26 protein-coding genes, 1 tRNA gene and 2 pseudogenes are annotated in these 25,150 nt (G+C 47.5%); 22 read left to right on the forward strand and 7 right to left on the reverse strand.

What is annotated here, in order from left to right:
• Window positions 1–90 precede the first annotated feature (90 nt).
• A pseudogene (locus EAO37_RS07600) lies at window positions 91–938 on the forward strand (tetratricopeptide repeat protein); the annotation flags it as partial.
• Here EAO37_RS07600 and gatC read toward each other — a convergent pair.
• Window positions 935–1,207, reverse strand: coding sequence for an Asp-tRNA(Asn)/Glu-tRNA(Gln) amidotransferase subunit GatC (gene gatC, locus EAO37_RS07605; protein WP_120946085.1), 273 nt, complete (start codon window positions 1,205–1,207; stop codon window positions 935–937). The pseudogene EAO37_RS07600 and the gene gatC sit on opposite strands and share 4 nt — an antisense overlap.
• Window positions 1,208–1,263: 56 nt before the next feature.
• Between gatC and EAO37_RS07610 the strand changes: the two are divergent.
• The 15 genes and pseudogenes from EAO37_RS07610 (at window position 1,264) to EAO37_RS07680 (ending at window position 14,622) form a co-directional block, all read left to right on the forward strand.
• Window positions 1,264–2,657, forward strand: a pseudogene (locus EAO37_RS07610) (NAD(P)H-hydrate dehydratase).
• Window positions 2,657–4,156 carry a replicative DNA helicase gene (gene dnaB / locus EAO37_RS07615; protein WP_120952906.1) on the forward strand — a complete coding sequence of 500 codons (1,500 nt, stop codon included), beginning with the start codon at window positions 2,657–2,659 and terminating at the stop codon, window positions 4,154–4,156. Before EAO37_RS07610 ends, dnaB begins: the two are co-directional and overlap by 1 nt.
• Before the next feature lie 59 nt (window positions 4,157–4,215).
• Window positions 4,216–5,439 carry a ComEC/Rec2 family competence protein gene (locus EAO37_RS07620; protein WP_120946106.1) on the forward strand — a complete coding sequence of 408 codons (1,224 nt, stop codon included), beginning with the start codon at window positions 4,216–4,218 and terminating at the stop codon, window positions 5,437–5,439.
• 42 nt (window positions 5,440–5,481) lie between these two features.
• A complete protein-coding gene (mqnP, locus tag EAO37_RS07625) occupies window positions 5,482–6,357 on the forward strand; it encodes a menaquinone biosynthesis prenyltransferase MqnP (protein ID WP_120946087.1) in 876 nt (291 codons plus the stop codon).
• Window positions 6,350–6,892, forward strand: a complete 543-nt coding sequence (locus EAO37_RS07630; protein WP_120946088.1) for a hypothetical protein — start codon at window positions 6,350–6,352, stop codon at window positions 6,890–6,892. The genes mqnP and EAO37_RS07630 overlap by 8 nt, the downstream gene beginning before the upstream one ends.
• Complete coding sequence (locus EAO37_RS07635; RefSeq protein WP_013469791.1) at window positions 6,883–7,404, forward strand: hypothetical protein; 522 nt, start codon at window positions 6,883–6,885, stop codon at window positions 7,402–7,404. Before EAO37_RS07630 ends, EAO37_RS07635 begins: the two co-directional genes overlap by 10 nt.
• Window positions 7,404–8,219, forward strand: a complete 816-nt coding sequence (locus EAO37_RS07640; protein WP_120946089.1) for a phosphatidylserine decarboxylase — start codon at window positions 7,404–7,406, stop codon at window positions 8,217–8,219. Before EAO37_RS07635 ends, EAO37_RS07640 begins: the two co-directional genes overlap by 1 nt.
• Window positions 8,212–9,216: a quinolinate synthase NadA gene (gene nadA, locus EAO37_RS07645; RefSeq protein ID WP_120946090.1), complete on the forward strand. Its 1,005-nt coding sequence runs from the start codon at window positions 8,212–8,214 to the stop codon at window positions 9,214–9,216. Before EAO37_RS07640 ends, nadA begins: the two co-directional genes overlap by 8 nt.
• Window positions 9,213–10,043 carry a carboxylating nicotinate-nucleotide diphosphorylase gene (nadC, locus tag EAO37_RS07650; RefSeq protein ID WP_120952909.1) on the forward strand — a complete coding sequence of 277 codons (831 nt, stop codon included), beginning with the start codon at window positions 9,213–9,215 and terminating at the stop codon, window positions 10,041–10,043. Before nadA ends, nadC begins: the two co-directional genes overlap by 4 nt.
• The gene (locus EAO37_RS07655) at window positions 10,033–10,875 is read left to right on the forward strand and encodes a thiamine-phosphate kinase (protein WP_120952912.1); all 843 of its coding nucleotides are present in this window, start codon (window positions 10,033–10,035) and stop codon (window positions 10,873–10,875) included. Before nadC ends, EAO37_RS07655 begins: the two co-directional genes overlap by 11 nt.
• Window positions 10,860–11,324 (forward strand): PDZ domain-containing protein, encoded by a 465-nt coding sequence (locus tag EAO37_RS07660; RefSeq protein WP_120952915.1) that lies wholly within the window; start codon window positions 10,860–10,862, stop codon window positions 11,322–11,324. The genes EAO37_RS07655 and EAO37_RS07660 overlap by 16 nt, the downstream gene beginning before the upstream one ends.
• Window positions 11,325–11,384: 60 nt before the next feature.
• Window positions 11,385–12,728 (forward strand): S41 family peptidase, encoded by a 1,344-nt coding sequence (locus EAO37_RS07665; protein ID WP_120946094.1) that lies wholly within the window; start codon window positions 11,385–11,387, stop codon window positions 12,726–12,728.
• A gap of 8 nt (window positions 12,729–12,736) precedes the next feature.
• Window positions 12,737–13,819, forward strand: coding sequence for a hypothetical protein (locus tag EAO37_RS07670; protein ID WP_240451773.1), 1,083 nt, complete (start codon window positions 12,737–12,739; stop codon window positions 13,817–13,819).
• Window positions 13,809–14,510, forward strand: a complete 702-nt coding sequence (locus EAO37_RS07675) for a 1-acylglycerol-3-phosphate O-acyltransferase (RefSeq protein WP_120946095.1) — start codon at window positions 13,809–13,811, stop codon at window positions 14,508–14,510. The genes EAO37_RS07670 and EAO37_RS07675 overlap by 11 nt, the downstream gene beginning before the upstream one ends.
• A gap of 35 nt (window positions 14,511–14,545) precedes the next feature.
• A tRNA-Ala gene (locus EAO37_RS07680) sits at window positions 14,546–14,622 on the forward strand.
• An 874-nt stretch (window positions 14,623–15,496) separates the two neighbouring features.
• Here the strand turns inward: EAO37_RS07680 and EAO37_RS09840 are convergent.
• From EAO37_RS09840 to EAO37_RS07710, 6 genes are all read right to left on the reverse strand, one after another.
• The gene (locus tag EAO37_RS09840) at window positions 15,497–15,622 is read right to left on the reverse strand and encodes a hypothetical protein (protein ID WP_276206414.1); all 126 of its coding nucleotides are present in this window, start codon (window positions 15,620–15,622) and stop codon (window positions 15,497–15,499) included.
• Between the two features lie 274 nt (window positions 15,623–15,896).
• Window positions 15,897–16,376 (reverse strand): methylated-DNA--[protein]-cysteine S-methyltransferase, encoded by a 480-nt coding sequence (locus EAO37_RS07690; protein ID WP_120952921.1) that lies wholly within the window; start codon window positions 16,374–16,376, stop codon window positions 15,897–15,899.
• Window positions 16,373–17,752: a glycolate oxidase subunit GlcD gene (gene glcD, locus EAO37_RS07695; protein ID WP_120952924.1), complete on the reverse strand. Its 1,380-nt coding sequence runs from the start codon at window positions 17,750–17,752 to the stop codon at window positions 16,373–16,375. Before glcD ends, EAO37_RS07690 begins: the two co-directional genes overlap by 4 nt.
• Before the next feature lie 2 nt (window positions 17,753–17,754).
• A complete protein-coding gene (locus EAO37_RS07700; RefSeq protein WP_120952928.1) occupies window positions 17,755–18,849 on the reverse strand; it encodes a plasminogen-binding N-terminal domain-containing protein in 1,095 nt (364 codons plus the stop codon).
• Window positions 18,836–19,435 carry an NUDIX hydrolase gene (locus EAO37_RS07705; RefSeq protein WP_120946099.1) on the reverse strand — a complete coding sequence of 200 codons (600 nt, stop codon included), beginning with the start codon at window positions 19,433–19,435 and terminating at the stop codon, window positions 18,836–18,838. Before EAO37_RS07705 ends, EAO37_RS07700 begins: the two co-directional genes overlap by 14 nt.
• Window positions 19,435–20,580, reverse strand: coding sequence for a peptidoglycan DD-metalloendopeptidase family protein (locus tag EAO37_RS07710; RefSeq protein ID WP_120952931.1), 1,146 nt, complete (start codon window positions 20,578–20,580; stop codon window positions 19,435–19,437). The genes EAO37_RS07705 and EAO37_RS07710 overlap by 1 nt, the downstream gene beginning before the upstream one ends.
• A gap of 78 nt (window positions 20,581–20,658) precedes the next feature.
• On the opposite strand from EAO37_RS07710, the gene EAO37_RS07715 reads away from it, so the two are divergent.
• From EAO37_RS07715 to EAO37_RS07740, 6 genes are all read left to right on the forward strand, one after another.
• Window positions 20,659–20,847, forward strand: coding sequence for a hypothetical protein (locus tag EAO37_RS07715; protein WP_120946101.1), 189 nt, complete (start codon window positions 20,659–20,661; stop codon window positions 20,845–20,847).
• Between the two features lie 55 nt (window positions 20,848–20,902).
• Complete coding sequence (locus EAO37_RS09845) at window positions 20,903–21,115, forward strand: flagellar biosynthesis anti-sigma factor FlgM (protein WP_120946102.1); 213 nt, start codon at window positions 20,903–20,905, stop codon at window positions 21,113–21,115.
• A 61-nt stretch (window positions 21,116–21,176) separates the two neighbouring features.
• Window positions 21,177–21,605, forward strand: coding sequence for a hypothetical protein (locus EAO37_RS07725; protein ID WP_120946103.1), 429 nt, complete (start codon window positions 21,177–21,179; stop codon window positions 21,603–21,605).
• A 9-nt stretch (window positions 21,606–21,614) separates the two neighbouring features.
• On the forward strand, window positions 21,615–23,438 hold the full coding sequence (gene flgK / locus EAO37_RS07730) for a flagellar hook-associated protein FlgK (protein WP_120952933.1): 1,824 nt from the start codon (window positions 21,615–21,617) through the stop codon (window positions 23,436–23,438).
• A 199-nt stretch (window positions 23,439–23,637) separates the two neighbouring features.
• On the forward strand, window positions 23,638–24,552 hold the full coding sequence (locus EAO37_RS07735; RefSeq protein ID WP_162982996.1) for an SAM-dependent methyltransferase: 915 nt from the start codon (window positions 23,638–23,640) through the stop codon (window positions 24,550–24,552).
• Window positions 24,552–25,106 (forward strand): restriction endonuclease, encoded by a 555-nt coding sequence (locus EAO37_RS07740; protein ID WP_120952936.1) that lies wholly within the window; start codon window positions 24,552–24,554, stop codon window positions 25,104–25,106. Before EAO37_RS07735 ends, EAO37_RS07740 begins: the two co-directional genes overlap by 1 nt.
• Window positions 25,107–25,150: the final 44 nt, after the last annotated feature.

The raw sequence follows: 25,150 nt of genomic DNA on the forward strand, positions 1-25,150 counted from the left end.
AACTCCCCCCGCCCTAGCACCCACAAATCCCCCCCTCACCCAGCCTCCTGCTACCCCCCCCATCAACGATCGCATCACCCCCCCATTGTCGCCCAAGATGCTTTGAGCGCGGGGATTGTGGCGGTTAAAAGAGGGGATTACCAGGGGGCTTTTAGACTCTTTGCCAAATCCTGCGATCAAGGCAACCCGGCCGGTGCTTTGCGGTGGGGACAATGTATGAAAATGGTGTGGGAATCCAAACTGACATGGATAAAGCCCAACGCTACTATGAGATGGGTTGTTCTGGGGGGGATGCGAGTGCGTGCGCGAATCTAGCCCAAGTTTATGATTCCAAAAAACAAGCCACTTTAGACGACAAACAAAAAGCCGCCCAACTCTACGCGGTGGGTTGCTCTGGGGGAGATGTGCTGGCGTGCAATAATCTAGGCTGGATGTATGCCAATGGGGTGGGTGTGAATAAGGACTATTTCAAAGCCCTAGATTATTACAAATACGCCTGCGAGCATGGTAGCGATCTGGGGTGTTACAATCTAGGCTTGATGTCCAATGTCAAGAATATTTATGGGATTGACAAAGCGCGTTTGAGCAATGTGGATTTGAATTATTTAGCGTGCAACGCGGGGGATATTCAGGGTTGTGCTAATTTGGGTTGGATTTACGCGCATGGGGCTAAAGGCGTGCCGGTGAATAACTTTTTTGCCGCCAAATACTTTGAAAGGGCTTGTCAAGGGGGGAATTTATCGGGTTGCAATAATTTGGGTGTGATGTACCAAAAGGGTTTAGGTGTGCCCCAAAATGACCAACGCGCCCTAGATCTCTTTTCTTATGTGTGTAATTACGGCTTGCAATCCGGGTGCGACAATTACGGAGTGTTTAAAGAAAAACTCTTGCGCTCCAACCCCAATTACGGGCGACTCTTCATGTCTTTAGAGCGCTAGCCCAAGATCTTAGGCACGATAAAAAACCCTTCTTGAGCACTAGGGGCGTGGCTTAGAATGTCTTGGGCGATGCTGGATTGTAAATGGGGGCTATCCTCTCTTAGGGGTGTGGGGGGTTGTGCTAGGGGAGGGGTGTCCTCTAAGTTTAGATTGTTAAGGGCATCCATGAAAGCTAGAATCTCCTCTAAATGTTCTTGGAGTTGGGGTTCTTGGATTTCTAACATGGATAACTTGGCTAGTCTCTCTAACAAGGGGGTGTCAATGCGCATGAAAATCCTTTTTAGGGCAATTCTAGCATGTCTTAGAGTCAAAAAGAAAGGTTTGTATGCAATTTGTCTATTCTAGCACGCGGGAATTAGACACGCGCGCGCAAGAAAAGTTTAATCTTAGTGCGGAGCTTTTAATGGAAAACGCCGCAATGGCTCTCCAGCGCGCCATTGAAAAGCACCCCCCTGCGCGCGTGCTGGTGGTGTGTGGGGGGGGGAGATAATGGGGGGGGATGGCTATGCCTTAGCGCGTCGCTTGCAAGGAGGGGTTTATGAGGTGTGTTGTTATGCGCACAAACCCCCTAAAAGTGCGCTCTGTCAGTTGCAATACGATCGCGCACAGCGTGCGGAGGTGCGCGTGATTGATAATCTGGAAACTTGTGGGATCGTGATTGATTGTCTCTATGGCTCAGGCTTTAAGGGAGTGCTGAGCGCGCAAGATCAAGAACTAATCGCGCGCTTAAATGCGCTAGAGGGGGTAAAAATTGCCTGCGATGTGCCCAGCGGACTAGATTCACAGGGGCGCATAGGCACTCTAGCTTTTAAAGCCGACACAACTATTAGTATGGGCGCGCTTAAAAGCGCGCTATTTAGCGATGTGGCTAAGGATTTTGTAGGGGAAATTGTGGTGGGGGATTTGGGGGTGGGGCGTGCGCTCTATGAAGAGCCTAACGATCTCTTTTTATTAGAAAAACAAGATTTAATTTTGCCCCTGCGCTCTAAGCACAATGTGCACAAGGGCTATTTTGGGCATGTGGGCGTGTGGGTGGGGGCGCACAGCGGGGCGGGCTTTTTAGCCGGGCTGACTGCGCTCAGATTTGGGGCTGGTTTGGTGAGCGTGTTAGGCGATCCAGAATTAGCACGCCTCAAACCTTTGGAACTTATGTATGCGCCTGACATCCCCCCCCAAGCGAACGCCTTTGTGGTGGGTATGGGTATGGGAGAGGTTTTACCTCCCTATGCGCAAGCGATGTTAGAACAAGCCCCTTGCGTGCTGGATGCGGACATGTTTTATCTGCCCCATCTCAAAGAGATTTTAGAAAGCCCTGCCCAGCTTGTGCTCACCCCCCACCCTAAGGAGTTTATTGCTCTTTTGCGTGCGGTGGGTTTTGAAGTGGAATTATCCCAAGTGCTAGAATTGCGCTTGGAGTATTTACGCGCCTTCAGCCAAGCCTACCCCCATATTGTGGTGCTACTAAAGGGGGCTAATTCTTACATCGCCCACCATGGGCAAATTTACATCAACCCCTTAGGCGCGCCCTCTTTGGCTAAGGGGGGGAGTGGAGATGTGCTAGCGGGCATGGTGGCAAGCTTGCTCGCACAGGGTTATAGCCCCTTAGATGCTGCCTTGAATGCGAGTTTAGCGCACGCGCTCATTGGGCGCGCTCACGCCCACTCTTACGCGCTCACGCCTAGTGATTTGATCGCTCATCTTAACCACAAGGGGGTTTGATGGACGCGCTTGACACACAGACTAGCCAGCTATTGAGCCAAGACGATCACTTACTAGAAATGGAACGCATTGTCTTAGCCGCGATCTTGGAGAATAACCGCTACGAAGAAATGGCTGCCTTACTCAAGCCTGCGGATTTTTTACACCCCGCCCATGGGTTCTTTTTTGAGTTATGCGCCCAGCTCTACCAAGAACACTTGCCCATTAGAGGGAGCGCTATTCTCGAGCAACTCTCTAAAGAGAGCGATCAAGAAAGCTTAATGCGTGTGTTGGCTAGTAAACCCATTGTGCACTTAGAACCCTATGTGGAGGCGATCAAACAGGCTTCTACTAGACGGGCGTTGCTGGATATTTCTATGGAAGTGCGCGAACAATGCCTAGCCCAACGCCCTAGCCCACAAATTTTAGACATGTTAGAGCGCGAACTCTACACACTCTCGATGCGTAATGTGCGCGGGGGTTTTAGAGACGCTAGGGAAGTCGTGATCCACACCATGCAACTCATTGAAGAAGCCAAGTTGCGGGGCAATAGCCAAATGTTAGGCTTGGACACGGGTTTCCACAAACTCAATGAATACAGTGCCGGGTTCCAAAAGGGGGATTTGATTGTGGTGGGAGCACGCCCCTCTATGGGAAAAACTAGCTTTGTGCTCAATATCGCTTACACCACCCTCAAGCACCAACAGGGCGTGGCGTTTTTCAGCATGGAAATGGGCGCGGAGCAATTGATGTTGCGTTTGCTAGCCAACGCGACCAATATCCACCTGCACAATTTGAAACTGGGAAAGTTAGACGATTCCCAGTGGGGGGAATTGACCCGATGCGCCCAAGTCTTGCAAGGCATGCCCCTTTATATCGATGACACTAGCATGCTCACCTTAGAACATGTGCGCTCCAAATTACGCCAACTCAAAGCCCACCACCCCGAAATCAGCATCGCAATTTTAGATTATTTGCAATTGATGTCTAACCACCAGAGCGAACTAGCGCGCCACGCCCAGATCGCTGAGATCTCAAGAGGACTCAAAGTTCTAGCGCGCGAACTAGAAATCCCTATCATTGCTTTGAGCCAACTCAATCGCTCCCTAGAAAGTCGCGAGGATAAACGCCCCATTCTCTCCGATCTCAAAGAGAGCGGGGCAATCGAACAAGATGCCGATCAAGTGCTTTTTCTCTACCGTGATGAGGTTTACAAAAAGCGCGCCCAAAACGACCGCCTAGCTAAATTGCGCAAGGAGGGCAAAGAAGAAGACGCTAAGAAATTAGAAGAGCAATTCAACGCCCAGAAAAAAGCGGATTTTGATGCCAACCACGGCGTAGAGGACGCAGAGATCATCTTAGCTAAAAACCGCAACGGGGATATTGGCACCATTAAAATCGCGTTCAACAAGGCTTACACGCGCTTTGAAGATCGCCTAGACACTCCAAGAGAAGAAAAAAGCACTCACTTAACTCCCCAAAGCACTATATCTGTACTCGATCCTGCCGACCTCTTTTGACTTTCTTCAAACCCTCCCCTTTCCAACTTCCCTTCCTCCAAGGCGCGCGCGAGTGGCTTATGGCACTGGGGATTTTATTCTGTGTGGGGGGTGTGAGTTTGTATGTCAAATACACCCAATACCAACATTTCAAATCTAAAAAACCTGTGAGTGTGCATGCCCAAGTGCGCTTGCAATATAGCAAGCTTGATCCACAGGGGCGATCCTATTTCGTGCTCCAGCTCAAAGATACATGGGGGAATGTCTTTTACACCACCAGTAAAGAAAATCTCAAAGACTTAAGCCACGCCTTTGTGCGCGCCTATGGCGAAATAAGCTCCTCTTGTTCTTTTTTCCAATTCCTCAAATCTTGCTATTTCAACACTTTTTATCTTGCCTTAGAATCCACTAAGGACACTAGATCGCGCTTGCGCGCCTACCTCAACGCCCAACACACGGACGCGCACATGGGCAATTTTTATAACACCCTCTTTTTAGCCGACCCCCTAGATAAATCCACTAGAGAGCTAGCCATGCGTTTAGGGATTAGCCATATCATCGCCATTAGTGGGTTTCATTTGGGGATTTTGGGCGCGTTTTTCTATGGTGTGCTCTTTTTGTGTTATCGTCCCCTCCAACAACGCTACTTCCCCTACCGCAACGCCCATTATGATTTGGGCGTGTGTGTCTTTGTCTTACTTTTTGGCTACCTCATCTTGCTAGGCTTCCAGCCCTCTTTTTTGCGCGCCTTTGTGATGGCTCTGCTAGGCTTTTTGCTCTATTTTTGCGCCCTAGAGGTGCTCAATTTTGCCCTCCTAGGGCTGGGCGCGGGGCTATGCCTTGCCTTTTTTCCAAACTTGCTTGTCAATATTGGCTTTTTACTCTCAGTGTGCGGGGTGTTTTATATCTATCTCTTTCTCAAATATGCCCCTAAACTGCCCGTCCCCCTCTATGCCCTGCTTTTTAATAGTGCGCTCTTTATGTGCATGCTCCCCATTGTGCACGCCTTTTTTACCCCCTTTAGTCTCTATCAACTTAGCGGGATTCTTCTAAGCTTTGTCTTTGTGATCTTTTTCCCCCTAAGTTTGATCTTGCACGCCTTTGGGTGGGGTGGCTTGTTTGACTCTTATCTAGTGCGTGCCCTAGAGTGGCAAATCCCTAGCATCAACTACCACACCCCTAGCTGGTTTCTACTCCCTTATTTGGGGCTTTCTTTGCTAGCCATGCGCTTTAAATACGCCTATGAGGGGCTGTATCTAGTCAGTGGGGGGCTCTTTCTTGTGTTGGCTTGGCGGGTGTTTTAATGAAATTCAGTTATAATAAAGAATTTGAAAATGAGGTAAGAGATGTGGGCTAGGATCAAGCTATTTGGCGAGCTTGTGGCATTAGAGCATACCATTTTTTCTAGTATGTTTATTTTGATCGCCATTGTGGTGGCGAGCGTGCAACGCTATGAAAGTCTGTGGTGTGGGTCTAAGCTTTTATTGCTCTGCTTGTTAGCTTTGCTGGGTGCGCGCAATTTTGCCATGGGCTTTAATCGCCTTGTGGATCGCAAATTTGATTTAGCTAACCCACGCACCCAAAATCGTCCTAGCGTAGATGGGCGCATCCACACTTGGGGGTTGGTGCTCTTTTGTGCGCTCAATGCCCTCCTCTTTGTGGGGGTGAGTTATCTTATCAATTCCCTAGCCTTTGCTCTCTCTTTGCCCTTTTTGGCGATCTTGGGGGGGTATTCTTACATGAAACGCTTTAGCGCGCTAGCCCATGTGATCTTGGGGGTGAGTTTGGGGCTAGCCCCCATTGCGGGCGTGGTGGCGGTGCTAGGATCTGTCCCACTTTGGAGTGTGTTTCTAGCTTTGGGCGTGGTTTTCTGGGTGGCTGGTTTTGATCTGCTCTACTCTTTGCAAGACATGGAGTTTGATCGGCGTGTAGGCTTGCACTCCGTGCCCGCGCGTTTTGGCGCACAAAAAACCCTAGAGTTTTCGCGCTTGTCCCATGTGTTGGCTGTGCTGTGTTGGGGGGGGTTTGTGTGGAGTGCGCATTTAGGGTGGCTTGCCTTTAGCGGGGTGATTGTGTCTATGGGGATTTTGATTTATGAGCAACTCTTAGTGCATAGAGATTTTAAAAACATCCCTAAAGCCTTTTTTGTGTCCAATGGCTATTTGGGAGTGGTGTTTTTTCTCTTTATTGTGCTAGATTCTGGGGTGCGCTTGTATGCCTGAGTTAAACCTAGAGAGTTTTAAAGAGATTTGCCACACACATGGGCATTTCACCCGCTTGGTGCGCTGTGCCATTCCGCTAGAATACGCTCCCTATACCCCTCACTTTGAAGAAGAGTATCTCCAATTAGCCCAAAGTGAGATCGCGCGCCCCTGGGAGGCTTTAAGCCATGGCAAGGATCAAGACGCGATGCTCTTTAAAGCCTTGAGCGATATTTATGAGAAACTCACACGCATTGAGCAGGCTTTAGAGATTAAACAGAGGCATTTTATCCCCCTAGAATCTAAAGCCCTCTTAGAGGTGCTAGGGCATGGAGTCTTGGGCGTGCGCGCGTCCTTGTTTGAGCCCAATCAAGAGTATTATTTGCGCTTTTCTTTGCCTAACGCGCCTTATCGCGTCCTTGCCCTGATCGCGCGCGCCTTTGATGCGGTCATGCTCGAGGTGGTGCGCATGCATGCTAGCCACATTAAAGAGATGGATAGTTATATCGCCGCGCAAGAATTAGCCAGTTTGAAAGGTTTAAAAACATGCAATTAGGATCGAATGAATTTACTTGGATCATTACCGGGGTGGTACTCCTCATTTTCTTATGCCTGATCGCCTATAGTTACATCAAAGATAAAGAGTTTGTCAGCAAAACCAAGCAATTAGAAAAAGCCCTAGACACCATCAACCAAGAGATTTATAAAATCCGCAAGTGGATTCAAGAAAGCCAAATGCAAGCGGAGTTTAACGCCTCTAGCATTGGGGCGAGTGTAAAAAATGAGGTCAATAATAACCTGAATGCGAGTTTGAGCAATCTTTACGCCCATATTAAAGAAATTCAAGACTCCATTCAAAAAGAGCGCGATTATTTAGAGGAAAAGATCATCGTCCTAGAAAACAAGTTTAAGGAATTTGGGCATTTCACGCCCAGCAATGACGACATTGATGAAAAGAAAGTGATCAAAATGTATAAAGAGGGCTGGAGTGTGGATTCCATTGCCAAAGAATTGCGCACGGGCAAGGGCGAAATTGAATTTATCTTAAAACTAGCGGACATGCAATAATGGCACTCTCTAACACCGCCTCAAGACTTTTTGGCAAGTTTGCCCATTGCGCTTTTCCTACTCCCTTGCAAAAACTCATCAACAAGATTTACACCAAACTTTTTAAGATCGACCTAAGCGACTTTGCCCCCCTTGAATCCTATCCCACTCTCAACGCCCTTTTTACTAGAGAACTCAAAAATCCCCGCCCCCTAGATCAAACCCCTCATGCCCTGCTTTGTCCTTGTGATGGCGTGCTTAAAGAGTGCGGACGCGTGCAAGAGGGGCAAGCCTTGCAAATCAAGGGTATGCCCTACTTGGTAGGCGCGCTACTAGGCTCACAACTAGAAAAATCTTATAACTATTTTAATCTCTATCTCTCTCCTAAAGATTACCACCGCTTCCACGCTCCCTGTGATTTGCAGATTATAGAGACGCGCCATTTTTCCGGTTTGCTTTTCCCAGTCAATGAGAGCGCATTACAAAAACACCCCCATTTATTCGTGTGTAATGAGCGCGTGGTGGTGGTCGCACAAGACCCTAGAGGCGCACTGCTTTACTTTGTGGCCGTGGGCGCGCTCAATGTAGGGCAGATTGTCCTAAACTTTGATCCCAATATTCACACCAACGCCCCCACCAACCCCCCCTTAAGTATCAAAGCCTACGATCCTCCCATCGCTCTAGCTAAGGGGGCAGAGTTAGGGCGTTTTGAAATGGGCTCTACTATTGTACTCTTTGTGCGTGGTTGTTCTTTGCCTAAAGAAAGTCTATACCATAAAGCACGTTACGGGGAGTTTTTGGGCGCGTTACACCCTATTGGAGAAGATCATGGATGAGTTGGCTCAAAGCATTAAAACCTTGCTAGAGGATTTAGACGCGCTCTTAGTGGCGCATTTTTATCAAAAAGATGAGATAGTCGCCCTAGCCGACATTGTAGGGGATAGTTTGGAGTTAGCACGCCAAGCTAGCACGCACCCTAAGAATTTGATCGTCTTTTGTGGGGTGGGTTTTATGGGGGAGAGTGTGAAGGTCTTAGCCCCCCATAAGGAGGTGATCATGCCTAAACTCGCGTGTTGCTCCATGGCGCGCATGATCGATTCTAGTTATTTTGATCGCAGCTTAGAGGTGTTAAATAGCTATGGCTTGTTTAATCTCTTGCCCATTACCTACATTAACTCCAGCGCACAGGTCAAGGCGAAAGTGGGCGCATTAGGGGGGCTGGTGTGCACCAGCGCAAACGCCTCTAAGATTTTCACCCACGCGCGCCAAAGGGGGCAAAAAATCTTCTTCTTGCCCGATCGCTGTTTGGGCACAAATCTAGCCCGCCTACATGGCTTAAAAAGCGCGACTTTAGGGGTGGATGACAAGGAGGCAATCATACAGGCCGATGTGATTAATTACAATGGCTTTTGTGCGGTGCACCAACTCTTTAAACCCAGTGATGTAGAATTTTTTAAGCAAAAATACCCCGGGATTATTATCGTGGTGCATCCAGAGTGCGATCCTAGTGTGGTAGAATTAGCCGATTTTGTGGGCTCAACTAGCCAAATTATCAAATTTGTCCAAAGTTTGCCCCTAGAGCAAAAAGTGGCGGTGGGCACGGAGTTTAACTTCATCCAACGCCTACGCCCCTCCTATCAAGGGGAACAAACCACCTTTGTGCTCTCTAGCACCTTGCCTGAATGCCCGACGATGAATGAAACCACCTTGCAAGACCTCTTTGAGGTGCTCAAAGCCTATAAGAATCATCGCCCCTATAACCGCGTGCAGGTAGACCCCCAAGTGGGCGCGCTAGCTAAAGCCGCCCTAGATCGCATGATGGAGCTCTCATGAAAGACCCCGCTATCTTAGCCTTTTTAGAGGCGTGTTTGCAAGAGGACATCGGCTCGGGCGATCTCTTTGAGAGGCTAGTCCAACCTAAAGAAGTTAAAGCAGTCGTGATTGCCAAGCAAGAGGGCGTATTTTCTGGGTATTTGTATGGAGATATGCTCTTAGAACACATGGGCATTAAGCGGGTGTGGCATACCCAAGATGGCGCGCCGCTTAAGCCTAAAGACATCCTTGTAGAATTATGGGGAGATTATGCCCTCTTGCTTAAGATTGAGCGCACTTTATTAAATCTCTTGCAACACTCTAGCGGGATTGCTACCCACACCGCGCGCTTTGTAGCGTTACTTAAGGGCTTGCCCATTGCGCTTTTGGACACGCGCAAAACCCGCCCACTTTTAAGGGTGTTTGAAAAGTATTCGGTGCGCAATGGGGGGGCACAAAACCACCGCCTAGGGCTAGATGACGCGCTCATGCTCAAAGACACCCACCTAGCTCATATTGGCGATCTGCAGGCATTTATGCAACAAGCGCGCGCGCAAATCCCATGGACGGCTAAGATTGAGATCGAATGTGATAGCGTGGCAATGGTCAAGGAGGTGATGCGAGTAGGCGCAGACATTGTGATGTGCGATAATATGAGCGCGCAGGATATTAAGCAGGTGGTGGCTTACCGCAACGCGCATTACCCTTTGGTGTTGTTGGAGGCAAGTGGGAATATCACCCAAGAGAATATTTTAGAGTATGCGCAAAGCGGGGTAGATGCTATTAGTAGCGGGTCGCTCATCCACCAAGCCGTGTGGGTGGATATGAGTATGAAACTTGGATCTTGAGGCGTATTTTCTAAGAACCCTACGAGCAAGCGGTGTAACTTGGGGGATTGGGGATGATGGGGTGTTGCTACCCCGCTCTAAGGGGGTGGTGGTTGCGCTGGATATTTTTGCCCAAAATGTGCATTTTAAGTCTGAGTGGTTGGGGTTTGAGCGCGTGGGTTATAAGGCGATGGTGGTTAATATCTCCGATATGATCGCCATGAACGCCAAACCCACGCACGCCTTGCTAGGGGTGAGTTTGCCTCAAAGGATAGATAAAAAAGATATTAAGGATTTGGTAGCGGGCATTGCGCGCGCCTGCACAGAATTTAAGATTAGAATCATCGGGGGGGATACCATTGTGGGCGACTCTTTGCATTTGAGTATCACCATGCTAGGTAGTGCGCGCAAACCCTTAAGCCGTAAGGGCGCGCGCTTGGGGGATTACATCGCACACACGGGCACACTAGGGCAGAGTTACAAAGCCCTGCAAGCCTTGCTTAGAGGAGGCAAGGTGAGTCCTAAAAACAAGTTCATCACCCCACGCTTAAGCTATGCACGCTTTATCGCTCAAGCGCGCAAATTCTTACACGCCGGGCTAGATATTTCTGATGGAGTGCTTGCTGAGTGCAACCGCTTATCTGAGTGCAACCGCCTAGCTTTTAAGCTGTATAAGCCCTATGAGCGCGCCTTTAAAAGTGGCGAGGAGTATGAAATGTTGTTTTGCTTTGCTAAAAGAGATTATCTAGCCCTCTTGCGCCGTGCGCGTGCGCACCGAGTGCGCTTACATCTCATCGGCAAGGTGTGTAGGGGACGATCGCGCTACAGGGCATTGGTGTGGCACAAGAGTTAATGCGCGCTGGGTTGGCGATCTTGGTTTTTTCTCTCTTGCAGGCTAATCCTATACCCAACAAAGAAGCCCTAGAACCTTGCAAGGAGCAAAAAGAAAAATATTCAGGGGTTGGCGCGACTATCACTTCTTACCAGCACAGACCCATGGTTATTGCGCTTTTACAAGGCGGACCCGCGCAAAAAGCCGGGCTTAAGTCTGGGGATGTGATCCTTAAGGTCAATGGGCAGGATACTTGGGATGTAGACATCCACGATGTAACTGCGCGCATTAGAGGCAAGCCATTAAGTGTGGTGGTGCTCACCATTAAGCGCGATGTGTCGCATGGACTTTACAAGACTTTAGACATTAAAATAGTGCGCCAAATGGTTACACTGGGGTTTTTAGGCAAAGAAAACAACACACCAAAGCATAAATCATGTTACCGTGCGCAGGTGTGGCATGGGAGTTAAAGCTGTTGTAAAATCATGGAGTTTTAGATAGAATGGCGGGATTTAGAATTAGGGGCAGTGATGAATAAGTTTTTCATGGCAGGGGTGGTTTCGTCCGTATTGAGTATTTTTTTGGTGGTGAACGCGCTGGATGCCAGCCAAGCTGAGAGTCCGCCCAATCTCAAAAAAAGCCACAAACCCACGACTCAAGAACGCCTGAACGCCTTAAAGAAATTTGCCAGTGTGGTGGAGCAGATTGAACACTACTATGTGGATGAGGTGAGCATTAATGACATTGTGGACAAAGCCATCGATGGCTTGATGAGTAATTTAGATGCGCACTCCTCTTATCTCACCCCCAAGAAGTTTAGGGATTTTAGAGCCCAAACTGAGGGCGAATTTGGCGGGCTTGGGATCACCGTGGGGATTCGCGATGGCGCGCTCACCGTGATCGCTCCCCTAGATGACACCCCCGCCTTTAGAGCCGGGATCAAGGCGGGCGATGTGATCTTAAAGATCAACTCTGAGAGCACTTTGAACATGACCATTGATAACGCCGTGAATTTGATGCGCGGTAAGCCTAAAACTCCCATTGAGCTCACCATTGTGCGCAAATCTGAGAGCAAGCCCTTAGTGATAAAAATGTTGCGCGACATTATCAAAATTAAATCCGTGCATGCCAAGAAGATCGAGGGCACGGATTATCTCTATGTGCGGGTCAATTCTTTTGATCGCAATGTGGTTAAGGGCGTGCTCACTGAGCTTAAAAAAGTTCCCAAATTAGAGGGTATTGTGCTAGATTTGCGCTCTAATCCGGGCGGATTACTCAACCAAGCTATCGATCTCTCCAATCTCTTCATCAAGCAGGGTTTGATCGTTTCGCAAAAGGGGCGCATTAAATCTGAGGACATCGCTTACCGTGCCACTGGGCGCGCGCCTTACGCGCACTTACCCATTGCGGTGTTGGTCAATGGGGGCACAGCCAGCGCGAGCGAGATCGTCTCAGGGGCTTTGCAGGATCACAAACGCGCCATTGTGATTGGTGAAGACACCTTTGGCAAAGGCAGTGTGCAGACTACTTTCCCGGTGGGTAGGGAAGAAGCCATCAAGATCACCATCGCGCGCTACTACTTGCCCAGTGGGCGCACGATCCAAGCTGTGGGAATCAAGCCCGACATTGTGATTCACCCCGGGAGTGTGCCCCAAGATGAAAGCAAGTTTAATATCAAAGAGGCGGATTTAAAACACCACTTGGAGCAAGAACTCAAGGAGTTGGATCACAAAAAAGAACCCAAGACGCAGAACAATAAGGGAGAAAAACCCATCACAGCTAAGGACATCAACGCAGACATCCAACTCAAAGTTGCTATTGACACCTTGAGAGTATGGGACATCATCATGGCATCTAAAGAGATTGGCAAGTAGGGGGTTATTTGCGTTTTCTCTTAGGGCTTGTGCTGTGCCTTTGCTGTTTGGTGCGCGCAGATGCGCCAGAAGCTAAGAGCAAGGTTATTTATCTCAAAGTGCTCAACGCTCAAGAGTTAGACGCACAACGCTTTTATGTCGGACAGGTGTTTAGCGTGCAATACCAAATCATGCTCTTTTCTCAAGCTAAGTTTTTGGGCGCAGAGTTGGCGCAAACCCCCAAACAACTCAAACGACTCAATTTTACCCCATCATGGACAGCGGATGCCAATGGGAATTTGAAAGCCACTTATACCTACAAGGTAGTGGGGACGCACGCGGTGGTTCCGGGTTTGAAGGTGGGGGCGTTTGTAGAAGATCAAGGCTACTTAGACACAGCCACAACCCCTCCCATTCCTTTGAATGTGTTGGATCTATCCACACATGCGGGCTATGTGGGCGTGGTGGCGCAGGATTTTAGTGTGGTGGGCTACAAGAGCAAGGAATACGACAGCACGCATAATATCGTGGTCTTTGAGGTGAGGGCTAAGGGGGCTAATTTGGAGGATTTAAAAGTCGCTGGGGGGATAAAGCAGGGCTTTGAGAGCGCGCACTTTGCCCCGGATAACGCGCACGGGATTTATTACTGCATCGTGCCTAAGAGTTGGCGCGAGTTATCTTTCAATTATTTTTCTTTGCAGAACGCGCAATTTCAAGAGGTGCATTTCAATATCACCCCTATGGAAGAAACCATTAGCACCCAAAGCAACCTCAAACCCAAAAATAATTTTCTCCTATTTTCCAATTTTGTGGCGCTATTTTTCATTTTATTGGCTCTAGTATTGTCCTTTCTTACTCCCTATAAGAAAAGCGCGTTGGGAGTGGCTGGGGCGTTGGTGGGGGTGTTGTTATGGAATGTTTTTTTCACTTACCGGAGTGGGATTCTCTTGGCTAATAAGGAGATCAAGATCTTACCCACAGAGAATTCAACCTTATTAGAAATTTCTAAGGGTGCTTTGAAAGTGGAGATCATCGGCGCGCATGGGGGGTATTATAAGATTATGACTGCAGATGAAAAAATCGGTTGGGTGAAAAAAAGCGATGTGGAGTAGATTGCGTGGGGTATATGCCCTCTTGGTGGTTGGCTTGGGGCTGGGATTTATTATTTTGATGAATTTTTTGACGCGCAAGCACAATAATTGCCGCGCCACGCGCAAGTGGTGTCGCTCGTTTTTTTGGTTCATGGGCGCGCCTTTGGAGAGGGTGGGGGAGTTTGACCCTAGCGCGACCCTCATTGTGTTAAACCACCAAAGCATCATTGACATCGTTTGCCTGGAAGCCTACCATCCCCAAAATATCTGCTGGATCGCTAAAAAAGAGTTAGGGGAGCTCCCCTACTATGGCTACGCGCTCAAAACCCCGCAGATGATCTTAATCGATCGCCAAGACAAAAAGGGGCTAGCCCATCTCTTGAAAATGGCAAGAGAAAAATTAAACCAACAACGCCCCCTAGTGATTTTCCCAGAGGGCACAAGGGGACGGGGGGAGGAAAAATTTTTGCCTTTCAAGCCGGGAGCTAAGATTTTAGCCGAACGATTCAAGCTCAAGATTCAACCCATTGTGCTCATCAACACCCGCCAAATTCTCAGCACAAAACCTCTAGAGTCACACCGCGCGCGCATGCGCATGGTGCTTTTGCAAGCTTTTGAGCCGGATTTTAACACAGATTGGTATTTGCATTTAGAAACGCTAATGCATGACACCTATTTGCAACATTACCAGGAATTGCGCAAGAAGGCTTGAGTTTTTCTGCAAAACATGTTAGAATGGGGACTTTTGGGGTGTTAGCTCAGTTTGGGAGAGCGCAACGCTGGCAGCGTTGAGGTCAGGGGTTCGAGCCCCCTACACTCCACCATCTATATAAATTAAGCCCTCTCACAAATGCAAATTTGGCGCGAAGGATTGCGCCATACCCAGCTTACATTCCATCTAGGCGAACAAAAACACTGGCTTTGCCTACCCCCTTGCAAACAACGCCCATTTTTTGTCCTCAAGAGTCTAAGAAATCTCTTCACGATCCTCTCCAATGACCAAAGACGCGCTGGTTGAGCAGAATGCTTGCAAGGTAAAAAGAATGGACTCTAGGAAAACCACAACGATCTTATCCGTAACCCCAAAAAAGCGGTGAGTATCCAACGCGTGGGTACAACCACAGAAAGTATACAAGTGGCCACCGCCAATGAGGTCGCAAAGCGTATTCTCAAAAAATCGTTGCTTCCCTCCAAAAAAAACATCGCGATGAGCCACAACCACAGGAAATGTTCAAGTTTAGATAACTAATCTATCTCTATGGTCAATATTGGCAAAAAAACGCTCAAGAAAGCAAAAGACCCGCCCATCCCGCGTATGGAGAGCTTCCTCTATGGGGAATTTTGTAAATCTGCGTATGCAATACCCTAGGGAATGGGGTGACAAAGCCGCTAAAATCCCAATCCCAAGTGGGCTTTGTCCCGCTTACGGGTTTAGGCTCTAGGCATTGTGGCCTTTTTGCTAAAAAAGAGGAAATGCCCAACATGAAAAGGACACTGCTAAAACACACCTGTTTCACAAAGCAACTATTGTGCATCAAAACTCTCTGCAGATAAGCTGTGGGGCAAGGCTATTAAAACCAACTGACAGCACTCTAAAATCAACACCAAACAAACCAGGCGAGCCTAAATGCGCAAACAATGGGTAAAATACGCATATCCAGTTTAAAAACAGCCAAATTATGTAGAAAAAATAAGTGGTCAAGTAGGATTAACCTCCTGCAACACCGCCCAGCCTCCATAAGCTAGAATCAACCCCACACTAGAACTAGCCAAGACATTCGCCCCAAAGACAAACAAGCTACCCAGTCCTTGTAGGCTTGACATACTCCCTAGATATTAGCAAGCTTACGCCAACGCTAGCCAACTATCCCCATAGCTTAGTTTCGCGGGCTTTACGGGGCGGTTGTAACACGAAATGCCATCTTTAAGAATTATGCGTGTTTCCTTTTGGTTTTTTCCTATGTAGGTAGCCGGCTTACTTCGAATTTAAGTGGGATCAAAAACCTCGTTGATGTCTAAACAGGCAATTCTCATCACTTGACTTTGTTACACACCAAAACGGGTGCACTCTAGTCTCTTAACAAACACCAAACAACGCTCACACCCCACAGCACATGATTTGCTCATGGTTTAATAACCACGCCTTGATCTCCACCCCGCCTCCATAACCTCCCAGCGCGCCATTAGCGCGTACCACGCGATGACAAGGGATCACAATAGGGCAGGGGTTGGCATGGTTGGCATGACCTAGCGCGCGGTAAGCCTTAGGGTTGTTAATGGCTTGGGCGATGTCTTTGTAACTGCGCACTTGCGCGTAGGGGATGGCTTGTAGTGCCTGCCAAACTTGTTTTTGAAAAGATGAGCCCATAAGCTCTAAGGGTAAGTCAAAGTCATAAAGAGTGCCCTTAAAATAATTCTCTAGGGCATTGATCACAGCACGCATGGTTTTTGTAGGGGGGTCGTTTTTGCCTAAAGTGTGTGTAAAGTCTATGGATTGCAAGCCTAGCGCGCTGGTGCGTAGGCACAAATAGGGCAGGGGGAAACTCTTGGGGGTTTTAAAAAAGTGTTGGCAAGTCATAGCCCCATTTTATGAGGGTTTAAAATGTTATTGGGATCAAAAGCCTTTTTGATATTTCTAAAAAGCTCCATCTCTTGTGGGCTAAAAGCCAAGGGCATAAATTTAGCCTTAGACAAGCCAATGCCATGTTCTCCGCTAAGTGTCCCCTCCAAGGCGATTGCGCATTTAAAAATCTCCTCCATCGCCTCTTGCCCTTTTTCTAGCTGTGTGGCGGGGTCTTCAAGCATGATATTGACATGCACATTGCCATCGCCAGTGTGCCCAAAGCAGGGGATGGGTAAATTGTAGGCTTGGCTAATTTCTCCCACCTTTTTTAAAAGAGCGGGCAGACTAGCCCTAGGCACGGTAACATCTTCATTGAGCTTTTTCTTGCCATAGATGCTAATACTTTGAGAGGCGTTGCGGCGCGCAAACCATAAATCCTCTTCTTGTTGGCTATTTTGGGCGATGCGAAAGTCTATGCACCCATTGTCCCTAAAGTGTTTTTCAATCTGATCTAATTGCCATGTAATCTGCTCAACCACGCTCCCATCTACTTGGGTGATGAGAATTGCGCCCGCATCCATGGGCAAGCCCTTAGAAAAGCGTTGCTCTACTGCTCTAATACTCAAATTGTCTAAAAACTCCATCGCCACGGGGGTAACCCCGCTAGCCATGCTCTTATACACCGCCTCCATCGCCTCTTCAATGGTGGCAAACACCCCCATCGCTGATTGTTTAAGTTTGGGTTTGGCTAGAAGTTTTAAAGTGATCTCTGTGATCACCGCCAAACAGCCCTCAGAAGCTATTAAAATCCCAGCCACATTAAACCCAGCGACATCTTTGATCGTCTTTTTGCCCGCTCTAATCACATCCCCATTAGGCAAGATCGCACGCAAAGCCATCACATAATCTTTCGTGATGCCATACTTAGCCGCGCGCATCCCTCCAGCATTTTCGCTCACATTGCCCCCCAAAGTGCTTTGATCTTGGCTGGCCGGATCGGGGGGGTAAAACAACCCTCTTTTTTCTACCTCATTTTGAAAATGCTTGTTGATCACCCCGGGCTGGACGCGTGCGATGAGATTTTTTGTATCAATCTCTAAAATGCGATCAAAATGCTTCTCTAAACTTAAGATGAGCCCCCCATGCGCGCTCAAAGCCCCCCCCGTAAAGCCACTCCCCGCCCCCCGGGGCACAATGATAATTTTATGTTCATTGCAATAAGCCAAAATTTGGCGCACATCTTCTTCATCCCTAGGGAAGATCACCCCATCGGGCAGGTGGCGCTCCCTAGTGGCATCATAGGCATAGGCTTGCAGGTGCGCGGGGTCTGTATAGAAATTTTCAACCCCCACAATCTGGCTTAAATACTGGGCGTGGGTGGCTTCTAGCATGCTCACTCCTTATGTTGGCGTTGTTCTTTTTCTAGGCGTTTTTCTGCCTCCTTGGCGCGTTTTTCTGCCTCCTTAGCCGCCTTTTTCTTGGCGCGCTCTTCTGCTCTTTGTGCCTTGAGTTGTGCTTTAAGAGCTCTTTTCTCTTCGATGGCCTCTTGTTTCTTCTTTTTCTGGCTAGAAGCGTCTAGAGCTTTCTCTTCTTGGCGTTCTTGTTTGGATTCTTCGACCACGCCAAGACTATCCTCTTCAAGTTCTTTTTTTAGCTCCTGTTTCAAAACCTCTTTATCTTTGGCACTTTTGGCATGCTTGATGTCCTCTTTAAATTCCAGCCTATCCTCTTTCTTGCGCGCTTTCTCTAGTTTTTTTTGGGCTTCTTGTTTTAATAGATTGTCATAGAAAGAAAAGTAATGTTTAGCCTTACCCCCGCCAAACATCTTCCCAAGAGTGCCTTTATCGACACCCTCCACGCGCGAGTAAAAGGGGGTGCTGCTACGCGTGGCTTCAGAGGTATCTATGGGCGTGCTCTCTAGCACGGCAAAGCTTTGGCAGTCTAAAATATTTAGGTGTTCTGTACTGACAATGTAGAGCAAACCCGCGCTGTAAATGTCGCAAGCCTTTCTCAAATTGCGCGCCCCGGGGTCAAAGCCATTTAGAAAGGTAACCAAGAGATCGGAATTGATAAAAGTGGTGTCAGGATATTTGTCTTTAATTTGTTCGTATAAAGACGCGTTGGGGGCGATGAGAAAAGCTTGGTGGTTAAACTCCCTAAAGATAGCCAAATAGCCTTTTTTGGGAGTCATGCGGGGGGTGGGCAGATGGGGCTGTTTCATCACGCTATAGGGGCCGTATTTGCCAATAGCCACCCCCTCATGCACACGCACCACCTCCACTTGTGCGGCGATCACATTGTAATCAGTGAGTTGTGCCAAAATATACCCGCTCTCACCCACTTTTAAATCGTAGGCTTGGAAACGCACTAACTTTTTCGTGCTATCCACCGCGTCAATATTGATCTTGAGCACCGCGTTCCAATCATGCGCCCCCAACGCGCCCAGCATGAGCCACAGCACGATACCTAAATGTCTAATCACGACCATCCTTTATTTTTTCAGCACTCCAATGGAGCGCATAACCTAAACCTAAGGTTTTAGGGATACGCGTGTCTGCTACAAAACTGCGCGCCTCCTTGCGCGGGATATGCATAAGCTCGATACACTCCCCCTCCACCCCACCTCCTGCGTGGCGTTGGTGGGCTTGGGTGATGCGCGCAAAAAACATACTCTGCTTGCTCCCGCTGATCCCAGTGGCTGAGTGGAACACCCCTATGGGTTCTAACATGCTAGGTGTGATCGCATACCCACACTCCTCTAGCACTTCCTCACAGGCGATTTGTTCCACACTCTTACCGGGTTTATCCACAAGCCCCGCGCACAATTCATACATGTAGCCATCTATCTTCTCTCCCCTGTATAGACACGCGCTCACATAGACAGCGGGCCTAAATTGTTTTACCACCACATAATGCTGTGTTTCTGTGTGGTAGAGTAACACCGCCACGCTGTCATGCACTCTAATCATGTCCCAGCGTTTGGAAATGCCATTTTCCTCATAGAGAATCGTCTGGGGTTGGATATAGGGCGAGCGCGCGCACTCTATGATCTGAATGCTAGAATAACGCACCATCAGTAAGTGATCTTGAGCGTTTCTTGTTGGGCGTATTCAAAGGATTGCATGTCCTTGATAGCATGTTGGTAGGGACGGATATAGCGTTCAAAGCGTTCCTTATCCTGCCCATTGAGTTGGTTTTTAGCCGTGCGGATACGCCCTAGCGGATCGATGGGGCGATCGTTTTTATACACCCCAAAGTGCAAATGCGGTCCTGTGCTCAAACCTGTGCTACCCACCTTCCCAATCACCTGCCCTCGTTTGACATAGCTATGCACCTTGAGTCCGGGAGTAAAGGCACTCAAATGGGCATAGAGCAAGCGCAATTCCTTGCCGTATTTGATCTCAATGGTTCTGCCATAGCCCCCTTTATAGCCCATGAAAATGACATGCCCTTCGGTGGCAGCGCGCACACTAGCACCAAGCTTTGCGGCTAAATCCACGCCATAATGGGGGCGCATTTCTTTTAAGATGGGATGCATGCGCCCATGGGAAAACTTAGAAGAGATTCTAGAGTAGTGCACGGGTTTTTCCAAGAAAAACTCCATAACCTCCTTACCCTGCGCGTCATAATACTTGCCCTCATAGGCAAAGATAAAATGGGGTCTGCGGCTGGTTTCTAGCATAGCCGCTTGGATACTAGGAAAACCAAAGGGGCGATCTAGGCGGTGCTTGTGCGTGTAGATCGCGATGAGCTGATCGCCCTTGAGAACGCGTTTAAAATTGACGGTTTTTTTATAAATATCCATGAACTCTTGGGCGAGCCTAGCATTCCCTGTCGCCTTGAGAATGTCCCGGTAGGGGGATTTTTGCACCCTTAAACTCAAGGTCTTTTGCACACTACTAAAGACAATGGGAATGAAGTCTATGTGGTAATGATCCTCTTGCTTGAAGACACGCAATTGCACAGCTTCACTCACCGGAATCAAAGCCTGTAACAACACGCCTTGATCATCTCTTAGAGTGTAATAGGGCACACCGGCGCGAATCTCTGCTCCCAACTCTTTATCTTGGAGCGTGAGATTGTAGTAAACTTTCGCATCGATCTTGTTTTTATTCAAAAAGCCCAATAAAGTCGCCCCCTTATCCCATACCAAGCGTTCTCCAACCGCGCCATAGCCACAAACCATGCACGCTACCCAAAGTCCAATCAAACGAATCATAACTCTCCTTACAAGCGCATAAACGCGCATTATAGTCTATAATAGCTTATACAAAATCTATTCCCCAAGGAGACATTGGTGAAAAACTCCACTTTGGAATTGTGGCTGGTGCCCACTCTTGTATTTTTAACCTTTTGTAGCGTGTTGTTTTTTTTGCTCCTCTTTGCCTTTAAAGTTCCACACAGTAGCTTCCAAGACATAGGGGAGAAGAAACGCCCGGCCACAGCGACCGAATTGCGCAAAGAATTAGAAAAGCGCATGCAATGACTTTAATTTTTGCGCGCTTAGCCGATATGGCGTAAAATTTTCTGAAAGGACTCCCATGGTTAAGTCTGTAGGTAGCCACACCTCGTTTAACTCTTTTTCTCATGTCAATGGCGCGCGCGCTTCCCATGAGAGTGCCAAGCAATCCCATGTGCAACAAGCCACTAGCACGGATAAGGTCGCCCAGATCAAAAAGGCGTTGGAAGCAGGCGATTATAAGGTGAATTTGGAGAAGACTTCCCATAAAATGGCACAGAGTTTGCTTGGCTAGGGCGATACTGACACTCTAGCGATTCCTAGGCGGTCGGTATGAGATCGCATTAGGAGATCGCATGCTTTCCTCTTATCTCCAACAATCCCTAGAGGATTTGCAAGTTTTAATTGATTTGACTTTACAAGACCTTGAAGATGTCAAGTTTGCCAAACACGAGGCGATCTTTGCGCGCAACACCCAAAAACAAGAACGGGTAAAGTCTTTTGAAAATTGTAAAGCCCTTTTCGATCAGGGCATGCTCGAGCTCATTGAAAACAACCCGGGCAAGCCCCTCAATGAGCTTTTAGACCCTGAAGGCAATGCGTGTTTAAAAGAGATGCGCGCGCACTTGGAGCGTCTTAAAGAACTCAATGCCGATTACGCGCGGGTGGTGTTTGCCATCTCAGAGTTTTATTCCTCTTTGATGCAACAAATTGTGCCTCATGAGAGTGTGGGCTATTACAACCAGCGCACTGTGGGCAGTAGCTTTTTACAGGTGCAAGCCTAAAGGATTAGCATGGGCGGTATTCTCTCTTCTCTTAACACTTCTTACACCGGCTTGCAAGCCCATCAGGTGATGGTGGATGTTACGGGCAATAATATTTCTAATGCCAATGATGAGTTTTACAGCCGCCAACGCGTGATCGCACGCCCCCAAAGTAGCCTTGCCTACACCGATCGCAATGTGAATATGGGCGTGAATGTAGAGAGCATCCAACGCGTGCATGACGAATTTGTCTTTGCGCGCTATGCTAGAGCCAACCAAGAACACGCCTTTTATAGCACCCAGTTTGACAATTTGCGCGAGGCCTCTTCGTATTTTCCGGATATGGGTGAGGTGGGGATTCAAAACGATTTGCAAAATTATTTCAACGCGTGGAAGGATTTAGCTAAAAACGCCAAAGACCCCGCCACCAAACAAGCTCTAGTGCAAAAAACCCAAACCCTCACGCGCAATATCCAAGACACGCGCGCGCGTTTGGTGGCTTTACAATACAAGGCAAGCCAAGAATTAGTTAGCTCAGTTAAAGAGGTCAATCGTATCGGCGCAGAGATCGCCAATATCAACAGACATCTTAAAGAAATGGAAGATCCTAAAACCCTCAAGCAGGCTAATGAATTGCGCGACAAACGCGATGCCCTAGAATTTCATCTCAAGGAGCTCATCGGGGGGAATGTGTCTAAAATGCATGTGCAAACCAATTCGGCTAATGACATCAAGGTAGCGGACTTTGATGATGGCTATGTTTTCAATGTAGCCTATGGTTTTAATATTGTAGATGGGGCGATTTTTCACCCCCTCGTGGTGGATAATAGCGACAATAAAGATCATCTCGCCCAAATCTACTTTCAGGGCGATGATTTTAAGACGATCAATATCACTGATAAGATCAATCAGGGCAAGGTAGGCGCGCTCATGGGTATTTATAATGACGGCTCACATGGCACCATCAAGGGCAAATTACAAAACTACATAGACACGCTAGACACCTTTGCTAAGGGCTTAATCGAATCCACAAATGCGATCTATGCCCAAAGTGCCGCCCATAGCATTGAGGGTAAGATTGTAGAATTTGACGATCGCACCGCGCTTAAAGACACCAATTACAATATCAAAGAAGGGAGTTTTGATGTGGTGGCTTATAACACAGATGGCAAAGTGTTGGCTAAAAAAACGATTCATATTACCCCCATCACCACTATGCAAGATGTGATCGCCCAAATCAACGCCAACACGGACGACAACCGCGACAACAACACCATGAATGACTTTGACGATTATTTTAGTGCGCATTTTGACAACAAGGCAAAACAATTTAGCATCCAAGCCAAAAACCCCTCTCAAGGGCTTTTTGTTTCGATCAAGGATCACGGGAGTAATTTCACCGGGGCACTAGGGCTCAACACCTTTTTTGAGGGCGATAGCGCGCGCAATATTACAATCAATAACACCTATAAAAAAGAGCCCACCGCCTTGCGCCCTTGGCTTGCCCCTATTAATGGGAATTTTGATGTGGCTAACATGATGCAACAACTCCAATACGACAAGGTGGATTTTTACCAAAATAAACTCCAAAATAACACCCCCATGACAATTGAGGAATACTACCAATTTCTAGCCGGCACAATCCACACACAAGCTGAGAAATCGCAACGCACTTTGGAGAGCAAGCAAGCCATCTTGGGTGTGGTAAAGAAGGAACACGAGGCGATTTCTGGGGTGAATAATGATGAGGAGATGGTCAATCTCATTAAATATCAGGGGGGTTATGCCGCCAATGCCAAAGTGATCACCGCCATCGATCGCATGATTGAAACGCTTTTGAGTATGAAGCAATAACTAGGACTTCTACAAAGTCTTAAAATGTCTAGATCAAGCGCGCTAGAGATCGGCAAGGCAATTAAAAGGTTTTTCACCACTCCTGCAGGATGGATTCTATATAGTCTAGGTGCGCGCATTTGATCCAAGGTATGCTGGATTTCTTTGTTGTGCTCAAAGTTATAGATCTTCGTGTTAAAATAGGGGTTAAAGAAAGAGTATGTCTGTAAAATATGTCAATGGCAATATTATGAAAGCCAACACAAATAACCACTTTGATGAATACTTCACCAAAGCAGAGATCGCTAGAGAGCTTGTTTCAAGGGCTCAAGCCATCATCGCCAACTATGAAGATCTCAACAAATACACATGGCTAGAGCCTAGTGTGGGGGATGGGTGTTTTTACGATCTCTTGCCCGATCCTAAAATTGGCATTGACATCAAAGCAAACTCCCCAGACATTTTACAGATGGATTATTTGGATTTCAAATTGCCCAACTCTCCCCTCATTGTCATTGGCAACCCTCCTTTTGGGCACCGGGGGGTGCTGGCATTGGAATTCATCAAACACTCTAGGGGGGCAGATTTTGTTTGCTTTATCTTGCCCATGTTTTTCCAAAGTCTTGGCAAGGGCTCGGCGCGTTATCGGGTGCAAGATTTTCACTTATTGCATGAAGAAAGCCTGCCAAAAAACGCCTTTTATCTTAGGAATGGCAGGGAAAAAGACGTCAAATGTTGTTTTCAGGTCTGGAGCAAGAATCATAGAAATTCTCAAAACGAATTTAGTTGGTATGCCCAAAAAGAAAAAGCAGAACCCTATAGCGGGCTTGTCAAAGTGGTAACCGTCTCGCTCGCTAGAAATAGGGAATGTGGCAAGGAGTGGATTTTTCATAAGAAGGCTGATTTTTATCTCTCTAGCACCTTTTTTAAGAGCAATGCAGTGGTGCGTGATTTTGCCCAAGTCAAATACAAAAGCGGGATTGCTATCATTTATGCGCAAAACGCCCCTAAGGATAAGCTAGACGCTCTTTTTTTAAACGCTAATTGGAATCTCTACAGCTCGTTAGCCACCAATGGATGTCGCCACATCGGCAAGTCGCATATCTTTAAATTATTGCAAGATGGGGGATTTTAATGGATTGTGAAGACATCTTAGAAGATTTGATCACGCAAAAACATACAGAAATCAAGGGCAAACAAGAAAGGGGGAAGTTTGATAAAATCTTGCAATTTGAGGGGAATGCCATGGGGCAGGTGGGGGAAAAGTTTGTTAAGGAGGTGTTTAGGGTTTTAAGGCTACCCCTAGAAAACCTAGATAAAGAGGTGATCCATGACGAATTCGATCTTTTATCTGGTGGCAAAAAAATAGAGATCAAGACGGCTAGGAAAGGACTCAATCATAACACTTTCCAATTTAATGGAATTAATCCCATATACAATTACGATTACATTATTTTAATTGGGATCACCCCCCAAAGCGCGCACTACTATATTGTAGATAAAAAACAAGATTACCGCTACGATCATAAGTCGCGCAAACATTTGGTTCGTATCCACAGCAAGGAAAAACAATTAGTAGCCATGAACCCGGGCAATCAAACTAATTACAAGCTCACTCTAACTTTAGAGGAGTTAAAGCAATTCAGCCGTTTCAAAGAAGCGTTACGAGCGATCTTCACCCCACTATGAGCATAACTATGAGCATACTAGGGTTTTAAAAACGCCAGTAGCCC

The organism is Helicobacter sp. L8 (assembly GCF_003660355.1).
Lineage (GTDB): Bacteria > Campylobacterota > Campylobacteria > Campylobacterales > Helicobacteraceae > Helicobacter > Helicobacter labacensis.

Excerpts from the sequence above, each read along its gene's own strand:
- gatC (WP_120946085.1), bottom strand. The coding sequence starts at position 1,207 with ATGCGCATTGACACCCCCTTGTTAGAGAGACTAGCCAAGTTATCCATG.
- dnaB (WP_120952906.1), top strand. The coding sequence starts at position 2,657 with ATGGACGCGCTTGACACACAGACTAGCCAGCTATTGAGCCAAGACGAT.
- EAO37_RS07620 (WP_120946106.1), top strand. The coding sequence starts at position 4,216 with ATGGCACTGGGGATTTTATTCTGTGTGGGGGGTGTGAGTTTGTATGTC.
- mqnP (WP_120946087.1), top strand. The coding sequence starts at position 5,482 with ATGTGGGCTAGGATCAAGCTATTTGGCGAGCTTGTGGCATTAGAGCAT.
- EAO37_RS07630 (WP_120946088.1), top strand. The coding sequence starts at position 6,350 with ATGCCTGAGTTAAACCTAGAGAGTTTTAAAGAGATTTGCCACACACAT.
- EAO37_RS07635 (WP_013469791.1), top strand. The coding sequence starts at position 6,883 with ATGCAATTAGGATCGAATGAATTTACTTGGATCATTACCGGGGTGGTA.
- EAO37_RS07640 (WP_120946089.1), top strand. The coding sequence starts at position 7,404 with ATGGCACTCTCTAACACCGCCTCAAGACTTTTTGGCAAGTTTGCCCAT.
- nadA (WP_120946090.1), top strand. The coding sequence starts at position 8,212 with ATGGATGAGTTGGCTCAAAGCATTAAAACCTTGCTAGAGGATTTAGAC.
- nadC (WP_120952909.1), top strand. The coding sequence starts at position 9,213 with ATGAAAGACCCCGCTATCTTAGCCTTTTTAGAGGCGTGTTTGCAAGAG.
- EAO37_RS07665 (WP_120946094.1), top strand. The coding sequence starts at position 11,385 with ATGAATAAGTTTTTCATGGCAGGGGTGGTTTCGTCCGTATTGAGTATT.
- EAO37_RS07675 (WP_120946095.1), top strand. The coding sequence starts at position 13,809 with ATGTGGAGTAGATTGCGTGGGGTATATGCCCTCTTGGTGGTTGGCTTG.
- EAO37_RS09840 (WP_276206414.1), bottom strand. The coding sequence starts at position 15,622 with ATGTCAAGCCTACAAGGACTGGGTAGCTTGTTTGTCTTTGGGGCGAAT.
- EAO37_RS07690 (WP_120952921.1), bottom strand. The coding sequence starts at position 16,376 with ATGACTTGCCAACACTTTTTTAAAACCCCCAAGAGTTTCCCCCTGCCC.
- glcD (WP_120952924.1), bottom strand. The coding sequence starts at position 17,752 with ATGCTAGAAGCCACCCACGCCCAGTATTTAAGCCAGATTGTGGGGGTT.
- EAO37_RS07700 (WP_120952928.1), bottom strand. The coding sequence starts at position 18,849 with ATGGTCGTGATTAGACATTTAGGTATCGTGCTGTGGCTCATGCTGGGC.
- EAO37_RS07705 (WP_120946099.1), bottom strand. The coding sequence starts at position 19,435 with ATGGTGCGTTATTCTAGCATTCAGATCATAGAGTGCGCGCGCTCGCCC.
- EAO37_RS07710 (WP_120952931.1), bottom strand. The coding sequence starts at position 20,580 with ATGATTCGTTTGATTGGACTTTGGGTAGCGTGCATGGTTTGTGGCTAT.
- EAO37_RS09845 (WP_120946102.1), top strand. The coding sequence starts at position 20,903 with ATGGTTAAGTCTGTAGGTAGCCACACCTCGTTTAACTCTTTTTCTCAT.
- EAO37_RS07725 (WP_120946103.1), top strand. The coding sequence starts at position 21,177 with ATGCTTTCCTCTTATCTCCAACAATCCCTAGAGGATTTGCAAGTTTTA.
- flgK (WP_120952933.1), top strand. The coding sequence starts at position 21,615 with ATGGGCGGTATTCTCTCTTCTCTTAACACTTCTTACACCGGCTTGCAA.
- EAO37_RS07735 (WP_162982996.1), top strand. The coding sequence starts at position 23,638 with ATGTCTGTAAAATATGTCAATGGCAATATTATGAAAGCCAACACAAAT.
- EAO37_RS07740 (WP_120952936.1), top strand. The coding sequence starts at position 24,552 with ATGGATTGTGAAGACATCTTAGAAGATTTGATCACGCAAAAACATACA.